The following is a 483-nucleotide window of genomic DNA, read 5'->3' as shown; positions in this document are numbered from 1 at the left end:
CGGCACCGGGATGCTGGAGCAGGGCAAGGCCCTGGCCGGTACCGGCATGCAACTGGCGAAAAGCGGCCAGGCCGCGCTGCAGAAGGTGCAGCAGGTCAAGGCCGCCGTCGGCGGCGACACCGGCGCCATGGCCCAACTGGCCAGCAATGTGGTGCCCGGCGCGGCACCCGCGCTCAAGGCCGCCAACGCAGTCCGCCAGCTGCCGAGCCTGCCCACGCTCACCCCACCGCTCACCCCGGCGAAAAGCCTGAGCAGTGAGGTGCTGGCATGACCGACGCCAAGCAGCGCGAACCGCAGGTCGCCGTCGCCCCGCTCAACACCATCGATGCCAAGGACGTTGGCCGTGGCGCCGCCGCCTTCGACGCCTGGCTGCAATCGGTCAGCGGCGGCTACGTCACCCTCGAACGGATCAAGACCGTGGCCGGCGCCTTGCCGGTGGTGGGCAACATCATGGCCCTGGTCGACGCCCTGGGCGACGTGGTG

At 71.0% G+C, this 483-nt stretch carries 2 protein-coding genes; both read left to right on the top strand.

The window, feature by feature from the left end:
• Positions 1-271: hypothetical protein (locus ACQ4N9_RS26530; protein ID WP_430934131.1), on the top strand; the 271-nt coding region annotated here is incomplete at its 5' end.
• Positions 268-483 (top strand): hypothetical protein (locus ACQ4N9_RS26525; RefSeq protein ID WP_430934129.1); only part of this gene is annotated, 216 nt, incomplete at its 3' end. The genes ACQ4N9_RS26530 and ACQ4N9_RS26525, both read left to right, overlap by 4 nt.

Origin of the sequence: Pseudomonas sp. ES1, assembly GCF_050586605.1 — a bacterium.
GTDB classification, from domain to species: Bacteria; Pseudomonadota; Gammaproteobacteria; order Pseudomonadales; family Pseudomonadaceae; genus Aquipseudomonas; species Aquipseudomonas sichuanensis.
The sequence above is the reverse complement of the archived record's forward strand: the minus strand, read 5'-3'. Positions and strand labels throughout refer to the sequence as shown.